Source organism: Actinomadura rubrisoli (genome assembly GCF_004349215.1).
Lineage (GTDB): Bacteria > Actinomycetota > Actinomycetes > Streptosporangiales > Streptosporangiaceae > Spirillospora > Spirillospora rubrisoli.
This window is the reverse complement of sequence record NZ_SMKU01000338.1, coordinates 1-10,400: the sequence shown is the minus strand read 5'-3', so window position 1 is coordinate 10,400 and position 10,400 is coordinate 1. Positions and strand designations below refer to the sequence as shown.

The following is a 10,400-nucleotide window of genomic DNA, read 5'->3' as shown; positions in this document are numbered from 1 at the left end:
GACTCGGATCGGTGGTGCCGGGACGGGGGACCGCCGCGCGCGACGGGGGGAACAGGAGGGGAAACAGGCACGGCACAGGTGGTTTCGTTTCGGGGGCCGGGCCGCTCAGGCGACGGCCCGCACGGAGGCGGAGCGCTCCGCCGGGGAGGCGGCGTCCGCCGGGACGGGGCCCGCGGGAGGCGAACCGACCAGGACGGCCGAACCGCAATCGACGCAGGCCCGCTCGGGGCACTCCTCACCATGCCCGTCCGGGCACGGCGGCTGCTCGAACATACGTTCATCACCGCAGGTGGAGCAGTACAAGGGGGAACCTCCCTCGGCTATGACACGGATCACGTTCGCATGAGCCGGTGACAGAATGCGGGACTTCGCTCGGCGTGTCCGGAACTTCGTCCCCCGTAAGGGTCCGGGACCGCGCCCCGGTGCGTCCGCGCCGGGGTTTCGTGGGAGCATCACCACGTGGCTGCTGACGCTGTTGGTTCGAACGACGCCTCCCCGAACGCGGACGCCCTGGACGAGAGCCCCTTCTTGCTGGCGTGCCGCCGCAAGCCCGTGCCGCATACGCCGGTGTGGTTCATGCGCCAGGCGGGCCGGTCGCTGCCGGAGTACCTGAGGCTGCGCGAGGGCGTCCCGATGCTGGAGTCCTGCACCCGCCCGGAGATGATCGTCGAGATCACGCTGCAGCCGGTGCGGCGGTACGCGGTGGACGCGGCGATCTTCTTCAGCGACATCATGGTGCCGCTGCGGGCCATCGGCGTCGACCTGGACATCAAGCCCGGCGTCGGCCCGGTGATCGCCGACCCGATCCGGGACGCGGCGGGGCTGGAGGCGCTGCGCCCGCTCGTCCCGGACGACGTGCCCTACGTCACCGAGGCCGTCGCGGGCCTGACCGGCGAGCTGGGGGCGACGCCCCTGATCGGCTTCGCGGGCGGCCCGTTCACGCTCGCCTCGTACCTGATCGAGGGCGGCCCGTCCAAGAACCACGACCGCACCAAGGCCATGATGTACGGCGAGCCCGAGCTGTGGGCCACCATGATGGACCGGCTGGCCGACCTCACGATCGCGTTCCTGAAGGTGCAGGTGGCGGCCGGGGCGAGCGCCGTGCAGGTGTTCGACTCGTGGGTGGGCGCGGTCGCGCCGCAGGACTACCGCGAGTCGGTGCTGCCCCACACCAGCCGGATCTTCGCCGAGGCCGAGGCGCTCGGCGTCCCGCGCATCCACTTCGGCGTCGGGACGGGCGAGCTGCTCGGCCTGATGGGCGAGGCGGGCGCGGACGTGGTCGGCGTCGACTGGCGCGTCCCGCTGGACGAGGCCGTCCGCCGCGTCGAGCCGGGCAAGGCGCTGCAGGGCAACCTCGACCCGGCGCTCCTGTTCGCGCCGTGGGAGACCGTGGAGCACCGGGCCCGCGACGTGCTGGCCCGCGGCCGCACCGCCGAGGGGCACATCTTCAACCTGGGCCACGGGGTGCTGCCGTCCACGAACCCGGACGTGCTGGCCCGCCTCGCGGACCTCGTCCACGAGGCGAGCTCGGAGTACTGATCGTCAGCGCGGCGGTGCCTGGCCTTCCGGCCTCTCCGGCGCGCTTTCCTCTGCGCGCGCGCCGACCGGCACGGGCTCCCGCTCCGCTGTCCTGGACGGGGCGGGGCGCCGGTCGCGGAGCCGGTTCCTGAACGCCAGCGCCGGCAGGCCGATCGCCGCGGCCGCGACCAGGAACGGCAGGAGCCAGCCGAGCACGGTGCCTGCGCCGCCGATGAACGAGGTGAAGGCGTCCCAGCCGTCCTGGAGCCCGCCGACGAACCCGCCGCGGTCGTCGGCCTTCTTTGCCGCCTTGGACGACGCCACCAGATCGACGGTCAGCGTCGCGTACCGGGTGCTCTGCTGGAGGGTCTTCTGGCGCGCCTGGAGCGCCTCCAGGTCCGCCTCGCGGCGCGCGATCTCCTGCTCGACGTTGATCACCTCGCCGACCGTCCGCGCCCGGTCGAGCAGCTTGCGGAACGAGGTCAGCGTGGCCTGCGCCGAGCGCACCCGGCTGTCCACGTCGGCGACCTCGCCCGTCACGTCCTCCGCCCGCTGGTTCAGCGACAGCTTCGTCCCGAGGCCCGGCGTCAGCTGGCCCAGGAGCCCGGCGTAGCGGTCGGCGGGGATCTTCAGCGTCAGCGTGGACGACGGCGGGGTGCTCGACCCCGACTCGTTCTCGACATAGCCGCCCGCCGCCGTCGCCAGCTGCTTGGCCTTGGCGGCGGAGGCGTCCACGTCGCCCGTCCTGACCCGCAGCGTCGCCGTGTAGACGACGGCGCGGGCGGCGGGCGGCGGCACCCGCACGGCAGGCTGCCCGCCGCTCCCGGCACTCCCGCCGCTCCCGCCGCCGCTGGAACCGCCCGGGGACTTGGCGATGCTCGGCGCCTGGGCATCGCGCCCCGGGGCCGGATCGGCGCCCGTCTGGTTCCGGGCGGCCGACTCCGCCCGCCCGGACGAGCCGCGGTCACCGCCCCCGCACGCGGCGAGGACAGCGGCCAGCAGGACGACGATCAGCGCGCATGCCGCATGCCTGACATTTCCGACGATCCGCATGGCGCTTGGACGAGAGGCCCCCCGACACCGTTCCGCACCCCGAATCGCGATCCGGGCACAAAGAGGCCACGCCCAAGTCACGACCCCCGCCCCGCACAAAGGCCGATTCCGGTGGGGGAGCGGGCGGCCCGGTGCGCGGTACGGCGGGGCGTCTGGGAGGCTTGGGGCATGACCACCTCCCATGCCGTCGTCGTCGGGGGCGGCATCGCCGGCCTGGCCGCCGCGCGCGTGCTGGCCCGCAGCGGCGTGCGGGTGACCGTGCTGGAGGGCTCCCCGCGGATCGGCGGCAAGCTGCGGGTCAGCGAGATCGCCGGGCTTGCCGTGGACGAGGGCGCCGAGTCGATGCTCGCCCGCCGTCCGGAGGGCCTCGACCTGGTGCGCGACCTCGGCCGCTCCGGCGATCTGGTGAATCCCGGCACCACGTCCTCGGCGATCCTGAGCCGCGGCGCGCTCCGCAGAATACCGTCCGGGCAGGTCATGGGCGTCCCGTCCGACCTGCGCGCGCTGGCCTCGTCGCAGGTGCTGTCCCCGGCGGGGCTGGCCCGCGTCCCGCTCGACCTCGTCCTGCCCGGGACGCCGCGCGGCGCCGACGTCTCGGTGGCCGGCTTCATCGGCGCCCGGGTCGGCCGCGAGGTCGTCGACCGGCTCGTCGAGCCGCTGCTCGGCGGGGTGTACGCCGGACGCGCCGAGGAGCTGTCGTTCGACGCCACGCTGCCCGCCGTCGCCGCCGCCGCGCGCGCGCACCGCTCGCTGATCTCCGCCGTCCAGGGCATCAGGCAGGCCGCGCCCAAGGACCCGGGCCCGGTGTTCGCCTCGCTGCCGGACGGCCTCGGGACGCTCCCGCACCTGGTGGCCGAGGACATCGCCGCCGCCGGCGGGACGATCCGGACCGGCGCGACGGTCCGCGAGCTGCGGCGCCGCCCGGACGGCTGGCGGCTCACCGTCGGCTCGGCCCGCGCCCCCGAGTACCTCGACGCCGACGCCGTGGTGATCGCCGTCCCGGCGGCCCCCGCATCCCGGCTGCTGGCCTACCAGGTGCCCGCCGCCGCCCGCGAGCTGGCCCGCATCGAGTACGCGAGCATGGCGATCATCACGCTGGCCTACCGGCCCGGCGCGTTCCCGAGGCTTCCCAAGGGCAGCGGCTACCTCGTCCCGGCCGTGGAGAACGAGGCGCGCGGGAGCGAGGTGAAGGCCGTCACGTTCAGCTCGGTGAAGTGGCCCCACCTGCGCGCGCGCGACCCCGGCCTTATCGCCGTGCGCTGCTCCATCGGCCGGTTCGGCGAGGAGCACACCCTGCAGAGGACGGACGAGGAGCTCAAGGCCGCCGCGACGGCGGAGCTGGCCGCGACCTGCGGCGTCACCGGGCTCCCCGTGGAGACCCGGGTGACCCGGTGGGGCGGCGGGCTGCCCCAGTACACCGTGGGCCACGCCGACCGCGTGGCCAGGGTCCGCGCCGCCGTCGCCGGCGAGCCCGGACTGGCCGTCGCGGGAGCGGCGTACGACGGCCTGGGCATCCCCGCGTGCGTCGCCTCGGCGCGCGCCGCGGCGGCCCGGGTGCTCGACCATGTCCGCGATCGGGAACAGCGCAGAGGAGGAACGGACGATGTCAGCGACGGAGCCGGAGGCCAAGCCGAAGGCACGCGAGCTCAATAACACGATCCGCTACACGATGTGGTCGGTCTTCCGGGTGAAGGACCCCGGTACGCTCGGCGAGCACGACGCGGCCGAGGTGCAGGACCTGCTCGACCAGGCGGGCGAGAAGGACGTCACCACGCGCGGCGCCTACGACGTCGCGGGCCTGCGCGCGGACGCCGACTACCTGTTCTGGTGGCACGCGCCGGCCGCGGAGGACCTCCAGGAGGTCTACACGCGCTTCCGCCGGACGGCGGTGGGCCGCGCCAGCGAGCCGGTGTGGTCGCAGATGGCGCTGCACCGCCCGGCGGAGTTCAACAAGAGCCACATCCCGGCGTTCCTGGCCGAGGAGGAGCCGCGGGCCTACGTCTGCGTCTACCCGTTCGTCCGGTCCTACGAGTGGTACCTGCTGCCGGACGAGGAGCGCCGCGCGATGCTCGCCGAGCACGGGAAGATGGCGCGCGGCTACCCGGACGTGCGCGCCAACACCGTCTCGTCGTTCGCGCTCGGCGACTACGAGTGGATGCTGGCGTTCGAGGCCGACGAGCTGCACCGCATCGTCGACCTGATGCGGCACCTGCGGGGCGCCAGGGCGCGGCTGCACACCCGCGAGGAGGTCCCCTTCTACACGGGCCGCCGCAAGCCGGTCGCCGAACTCGTCGCCGGCCTGCCGTAGGGGCCGCACCGTCCGCACCGTCCGGCCCCGGATCGCGGCCCGGGTCCTGGACGACCCGTGACGGACGGCCAGGATCGCGACGTTCGTGATGTTCGGGATGCGGCGGGAAGAACCGGCGGACTGCCAGTAAAGTGCGGCCCGTGACCAAGACTTCCGACACGCGTCCCCGCGGCCGGCACGCCAGGCCGCAGTCCGCCCTCGCCGTCCGCTGGAACCGGCTGGCCGGGCGGGCGCTCCGCGGACGGGGACGGCGCCGGACGGTCGTCGGCGGTGTGGGCGCCGCGTCGGCCGCGCTGATCGCGGGCGCCGTCCTGCTGGGCCTGCCGGGCGGCGACGGCGACGCCCCCCGCGCCGCCGTCGCCGCCCACACCGGACGCCCCGCGGCGAGCCCCAGCGCGACGCCCGAGGCGGCCGCCGAGGACCCCGAGGAGATCACCGAGGCCGTCCCCTACTTCACGGCCAAGGACCCGGAGAAGAAGATCGTCGGGCACGTCACCGACGTCCGCCGCAGCGGCGAGTTCGTCCGCGTCTACACCGACCTGGGCGAGGACGACGAGAACTCCAAGCCCGCCGTCTCGCTGTGCGAGTGGACGACGCAGCTCCTCAAGGACGGCGGCGACGAGGAGCCCCGCGTCTTCGTCCACGGCAAGAGCAGCGACAACGGCAGCGTCGTCCTCGCCAACAAGCAGAGCGACAAGGACGACTGCGAAGTCGCCGAGACGCCCTAGTAGCCGCCGGTTCCGCCTCCGCCGCCGTATTGCGTGTCGGACAGGGTGCTGGATTCGAGGTTCCGGTGGCCGCGGCCCGGGGGGCGGGGGAGCTTGATCGGCTTCGGGTCGCCGGTCCGGAGGATCTCCCGCATCTTGGCGTCCTCGACGCCGTCCGGGCCGAGCGCGGCCAGCCGTCCGGCGTCATCGGCGGCGGCCTCGGCGGCCTCGCGGCGCAGGGCCTTGCCGGCGCGCGTGGGCCGGGACCGGCGCAGCATCCCGGCCTCGCGGAGCGCGTCCCCCACGGCCCTCACCTCGTCCGTCCCGGCGACCGCCGCGAGGACCTGGCCGAGCAGGCGGCCGGTGCCGGGGATCTCCGCCAGCACCGCCTCCTGCACCGGGTCGTCGGCCTCACGCCGGACGGCCTCCACGCGGTGCGTCCCCCGGGAGACGCGGACGCGGCGCTTCTCGTACAGGACGAGGACGGCGGTCTGCGCGACCCGCTCCGGACCCCCGCACAGGTAGGCGATCTCGTAAGGACCGAACTCGTTCATGCAGACCCCCTGGTGGCGCGCCGCCCTCTCTGGGACGCGCCAGGCCAGGCCCCGGTTGCCCGGAGATCACTCGATGGGTTCCAGGGTGAGCGAGATCGAGTTGATGCAGTAGCGGTCGTCCGTGGGAGTGTCGTAGCCCTCACCGTGGAAGACGTGGCCCAGGTGGGAGTCGCACGTCGCGCACCGCACCTCCGTCCGGACCGTCCCGAGCGAGCGGTCTTCGAGCAGCACGACCGCGTCGGACTTGGACGGCTCGAAGAACGACGGCCAGCCGCAGTGGCTCTCGAACTTGGTGTCCGAGCGGAACAGCTCCGTCCCGCAGGCGCGGCACCGGTAGACGCCGGTGGTCTTGGTGTCGGTGTACTCGCCGGTGAAGGGCCGCTCGGTGCCCGCCTCGCGGAGTACGTGGAACTCCGCGGGGCTCAGCTGCGCCCGCCACTCGTCCTCGCTCTTGCGGATCTTCTCCATACCTCCGAAGGTACCCGCCCGGGACTGTCGTGCCCGTGCGTTAACGTGCAGGTATGGCCTCGCCCTTCATCGAGATCCCGGTCGGGGATCGGCTCGTCAAGGTGACCAACCCCGACAAGATCTACTTTCCCGAGCCCGGCTACACCAAGCGGCAGCTGGTGGAGTACTACATCGCCGTGGGCGAGGGGATCCTGCGCGCCACCCGCGACCGTCCGACCACCCTGGAGCGCTGGCCCGCGGGCGTCTTCGAGGGGGCGAAGATGGCCACCCGCGAAGACTACGCGCGCGGCCAGGCGGGCATGGGCGCGGGCAAGTCCGACGCGTTCTACCAGAAGCGGGCCCCCAAGGGCGCGCCCGACTGGGTCAGGACGTCCCGGATCGAGTTCCCCAGCGGACGGTCCGCCGACGAGGTCCGCCCGACCGAGGTCGCCGTGATCGCCTGGGCCGCCAACCTCGGCACGCTCACCTTCCACCCGTGGCCCGTCCGCGACGGCGACGTCGACCACCCCGACGAGCTGCGCATCGACCTCGACCCGCAGCCCGGGACCGACTTCTCCGACGCCGTCCGCGTGGCGCTCGGCCCGGCCCGCGACCTGCTCGCCGAGCTGGGCGTCGCCGGCTACGTGAAGACCTCCGGCAAGGGCGGCGTGCACATCTACGTCCGGATCGAGCCGCGCTGGACGTTCACCGAAGTCAGAAGGGCCGCCCTCGCGTTCGGCCGGGAGGTGGAGCGCCGCGTGCCCGCCGAGGTCACCACCAAGTGGTGGAAGGAGGAGCGCGGGGAGCAGGTCTTCATCGACTTCAACCAGAACGCCCGCGACCGCACGATCGCCTCCGCCTACAGCGTCCGCCCGGCGCCCCACGCGCCCGTCTCCGCCCCCGTCACCTGGGACGAACTCGCCGACGCCGACCCGCACGACTTCACCATCGCCACCATGCCCGACCGCTTCGCCAAGCTGGGCGACCTGCACGCCTCCATCGACGACCGGGCGTTCTCCCTGGAGACGCTCCTGGAGATGGCCGACCGCGACGAGCAGGACCACGGCCTCGGCGACATGCCGTACCCGCCCAACTATCCCAAAATGCCCGGCGAGCCCAAACGCGTCCAACCCAGCAAGGACACCGACCAGCCCACCTGACGCACCGGGAGCCACCCTTGATCCACAACCGGAAGCCGCAGCACACGCCGAGTACTTGGCCTACTCTGGAGCCATGAGCGCGCAGCCCGTCCACAACCAGGACCCGGCGGACCCGTGCGACCCTGAAGCGATCCTCAGCCTCCTGCCGAAGCGGGAACACCCCTTCTTCCTCAGCCGGTATCGGGAACACGTCCAGGCCGCGGCCACAGACCTTGCGAAGTACAAGGACCTGCAGCGGTTCCTGCAGACCTGGAGCATCCGCGCGCGGGCTTTGCGTCAGGCGCTGGCGGCTAACCCGAACTACTACGAAGAGGTGGCCGCTGACCGCGAAGGCATCCAGAACGGGACCGTCCCAACGGTCCCCATCGAGGAAGCCCTGGCGCAGGTCACCGGCATGTCCCTCGACGCGGCCACCGCGTACTGGCAGAGCAAGGTAGAGCGGGCTCGACAGAACCGCGCATGATCTACCGTTTGGAACTCAGCCTGCGCGTGCTCCACCAACTCGCAGGCTTGTCCGCTGAAGTGCGCGACGCGCTGGCGGAGACCTTCGCCGAGGTCGTCGAGGACCCGCACAACCCAACGACCTCGGACCCCACTCCCACAGAGGGCGTCCGGCAAGCGACCTTCGACGGTGTGGGAATCGTCGAGTTCCAGATCTGGGACGATCTTCTGGTGGTCATCGCACTCGATCTCATCTGGGCCGGGTAGGCGTTCGCCGCGTCTTCCGCCACACCTGCCAGGATCGGACCGTCACCCACCAGCGGAACACCATCACCCAGTTGAAGCCGTGGCCGGTGAGCGACATGCCCGCGAGGTGCGGGCATGGCGTGCGGCCGAGTGTGAACCGGTCAGTGCGGGACGCCCATGCGCGCCGCCATCCCCCGCAGCTCACGGCCCCCGGCCGCCGTCCTCGCCTGCTGGAGCAGGACGGCGACGGTTTCGCGGACGGGCTTGGAGTTGCGGGTCCGCTGCGGCGCCACCTGCTCCGCTCGGTTCAGCCAGCCGAGCGCGTCGTCGCGATGCCGGGAGTCGCGTGCCAGTCCGCGGCCGACGTCGGCGAGGAACGCGGCGTGCCGTGACCGCCGCACGCCGATCTTCTTCTCGTCCACCTTCGCGGCGCGTTCGAGCACGGCGCCGCCGGCCTCGCCGCGTTCCACCGCGAGCGCGACGTCCCACACGTTGACGTTCGTCGCTGAGAACGACGACCAGTTGTCCTGCGGCTCGTCCGGAACCCTCTCCGCGAGCTTGCGCGCCTCGGCCATCCATTGCCCGGCGGCCTCGCCCTTGTGCTGTACGGCCGCCGCCATCGAGGCCGAGAGCGTCAGCATGCCGAGCACCTGGACGCCGAGGGGGCCGGTCGCGTGCGACTGGAGCACGTCTGCCGCCCGTTCCGCGGCGACCTGGGCGCGTCCCCACGCGTTCTCGCGGGGCATCGCCTGAACCCTCAGGTAGTCGGCCTTGCCGATCGTGACCGGGTCGCCGAGGAGATGGGCCGCCTCGTCGGCCCGGGAGGCCGCCTCGTGCGCGAGGTCGAGATAGCCGAGGTCCTTCGTCCGGAACGTGACGTACATGAGGGCCTCGACCAGCGTCGCGAGGGCCTCGCGCCGCGCCGCCTCGTCGCCCGGCTCGGCGATGTGCCGGTGCAGCTCGTCGATGACGCCGGGGAGGCGCTCACCGAGGGCCACGTAGTCGCAGCCGATGAAGACCTGTTCGAGCGAACGGGTCTCGGCGACGAGGGCTCGCAGCGGCCGGGCCCGGTCGACGGCCGCGTCCCCGATGCGGTTGGTCTGGATGGCCACGCGCAATGCCGGGACGGCGCCGTGCGGGGCTGCCTGGACGGGGTCGACGCTGAGGTGCGGGCGGCCAACCAGGTCGCTCTCCGACACCCTCAGCGCGGCAGCGAGGGCCGCGATGTGCGATCGGCGATCGACGGTCCGCCTGCCGTTCTCGACGTCGGACAGGAACGCCTTGCTGAGTCCGGACAGTCCGCCGACCTGTTCGAGGGACATTCCTCGCCAGCGGCGCAGGGTCTTGAGCCGGGACCCGATGGTAAGATCATCGTGCATCGGCCTCGCACCTCTTCCTGATGGACTTCGACACTCCTCAGGCTACGGCGCGGGGCCGATTCTCGTCAGGACGTTCGAGGGCGCCACCGGTCGTCCAAGAACATTCGGGTGCCCGATGCCGTACAAAGGGGATTTCCGCCTCGCGGACCTGGGGCACCTGGGTGGTCGGCTTGTAGATCGGCCATCCGGGAGTGCCGCGACCCGCCGCGTGAAGCGCTGCGCGGACGTTGGCGAGGAAGAGGCGGATCGCGTCCGCCTGGGTGTTCGCCGTGACGCCCATGAGGACGCCGGCCCACCGCCGTGTGATGTTCACGGTGATGCCCGGGTCGATGATCCGGTCGTCGACCTCCGCGAGGTCGTCGAGAGCGTCGGTGACGGCATCGGTGAAGGCGTCGAACTCGTCGTCGGTGTCGCGTGCCGGGTCCACACAGACGAAGGTGAGATCAGCCGTGAGGTAGAAGGTCATACCGGCTCGTCCCTTCCAGCGTGTGTCCTGGCGGCGGGACCTCCATGGTGTCCTAGAGCAGGGGGCGGCGGGGTGGTTTCGCGGCGAGGCCGCCGCCTTCCCTTGCGGGGAGGCGGCGGCC

Annotated in this window: 13 protein-coding genes; 7 read left to right on the top strand and 6 right to left on the bottom strand. The window is 72.7% G+C overall.

Going from position 1 to position 10,400, the window contains the following annotated elements; all coding sequences use genetic code 11:
• Positions 1-105 precede the first annotated feature (105 nt).
• Positions 106-273: a hypothetical protein gene (locus E1298_RS38435; RefSeq protein WP_165975872.1), complete on the bottom strand. Its 168-nt coding sequence runs from the start codon at positions 271-273 to the stop codon at positions 106-108.
• 237 nt (positions 274-510) lie between these two features.
• On the opposite strand from E1298_RS38435, the gene hemE reads away from it, so the two are divergent.
• A complete protein-coding gene (gene hemE, locus E1298_RS38430; RefSeq protein ID WP_207945089.1) occupies positions 511-1,539 on the top strand; it encodes a uroporphyrinogen decarboxylase in 1,029 nt (342 codons plus the stop codon).
• Positions 1,540-1,542: 3 nt separating this feature from the next.
• Here hemE and E1298_RS38425 read toward each other — a convergent pair whose 3' ends face one another.
• Positions 1,543-2,571 (bottom strand): DUF4349 domain-containing protein, encoded by a 1,029-nt coding sequence (locus E1298_RS38425; RefSeq protein ID WP_165975873.1) that lies wholly within the window; start codon positions 2,569-2,571, stop codon positions 1,543-1,545.
• A gap of 168 nt (positions 2,572-2,739) precedes the next feature.
• Here E1298_RS38425 and hemG point away from each other — a divergent pair, with 168 nt between their 5' ends.
• The 3 genes from hemG (at position 2,740) to E1298_RS38410 (ending at position 5,607) form a co-directional block, all read left to right on the top strand.
• Positions 2,740-4,224, top strand: coding sequence for a protoporphyrinogen oxidase (hemG, locus tag E1298_RS38420; protein ID WP_131902302.1), 1,485 nt, complete (start codon positions 2,740-2,742; stop codon positions 4,222-4,224).
• A complete protein-coding gene (gene hemQ, locus E1298_RS38415; RefSeq protein ID WP_131902300.1) occupies positions 4,175-4,879 on the top strand; it encodes a hydrogen peroxide-dependent heme synthase in 705 nt (234 codons plus the stop codon). Before hemG ends, hemQ begins: the two co-directional genes overlap by 50 nt.
• A 140-nt stretch (positions 4,880-5,019) precedes the next feature.
• Positions 5,020-5,607 (top strand): hypothetical protein, encoded by a 588-nt coding sequence (locus tag E1298_RS38410; RefSeq protein WP_131902298.1) that lies wholly within the window; start codon positions 5,020-5,022, stop codon positions 5,605-5,607.
• On the opposite strand, the gene E1298_RS38405 is transcribed toward E1298_RS38410, so the two are convergent.
• Both E1298_RS38405 and msrB read right to left on the bottom strand, forming a co-directional pair.
• The gene (locus E1298_RS38405; protein ID WP_131902296.1) at positions 5,604-6,188 is read right to left on the bottom strand and encodes a TIGR04222 domain-containing membrane protein; all 585 of its coding nucleotides are present in this window, start codon (positions 6,186-6,188) and stop codon (positions 5,604-5,606) included. The two genes, E1298_RS38410 and E1298_RS38405, sit on opposite strands and share 4 nt — an antisense overlap.
• An 18-nt stretch (positions 6,189-6,206) precedes the next feature.
• A complete protein-coding gene (gene msrB, locus E1298_RS38400) occupies positions 6,207-6,608 on the bottom strand; it encodes a peptide-methionine (R)-S-oxide reductase MsrB (RefSeq protein ID WP_131902294.1) in 402 nt (133 codons plus the stop codon).
• A gap of 53 nt (positions 6,609-6,661) precedes the next feature.
• Here msrB and E1298_RS38395 point away from each other — a divergent pair, with 53 nt between their 5' ends.
• The 3 genes from E1298_RS38395 (at position 6,662) to E1298_RS38385 (ending at position 8,455) form a co-directional block, all read left to right on the top strand.
• Entirely contained in the window at positions 6,662-7,747 is a 1,086-nt protein-coding gene (locus E1298_RS38395) for a DNA polymerase domain-containing protein (protein ID WP_131902292.1), read from the top strand.
• A 73-nt stretch (positions 7,748-7,820) separates the two neighbouring features.
• Positions 7,821-8,210, top strand: coding sequence for a DUF6247 family protein (locus E1298_RS38390; protein WP_131902290.1), 390 nt, complete (start codon positions 7,821-7,823; stop codon positions 8,208-8,210).
• Positions 8,207-8,455 carry a type II toxin-antitoxin system RelE family toxin gene (locus tag E1298_RS38385; RefSeq protein WP_131902288.1) on the top strand — a complete coding sequence of 83 codons (249 nt, stop codon included), beginning with the start codon at positions 8,207-8,209 and terminating at the stop codon, positions 8,453-8,455. The genes E1298_RS38390 and E1298_RS38385 overlap by 4 nt, the downstream gene beginning before the upstream one ends.
• A 140-nt stretch (positions 8,456-8,595) precedes the next feature.
• On the opposite strand, the gene E1298_RS38380 is transcribed toward E1298_RS38385, so the two are convergent.
• Both E1298_RS38380 and E1298_RS38375 read right to left on the bottom strand, forming a co-directional pair.
• Positions 8,596-9,813 carry a helix-turn-helix domain-containing protein gene (locus E1298_RS38380; protein ID WP_131902286.1) on the bottom strand — a complete coding sequence of 406 codons (1,218 nt, stop codon included), beginning with the start codon at positions 9,811-9,813 and terminating at the stop codon, positions 8,596-8,598.
• 37 nt (positions 9,814-9,850) lie between these two features.
• Positions 9,851-10,279 (bottom strand): hypothetical protein, encoded by a 429-nt coding sequence (locus E1298_RS38375; RefSeq protein ID WP_207945088.1) that lies wholly within the window; start codon positions 10,277-10,279, stop codon positions 9,851-9,853.
• Positions 10,280-10,400: the final 121 nt, after the last annotated feature.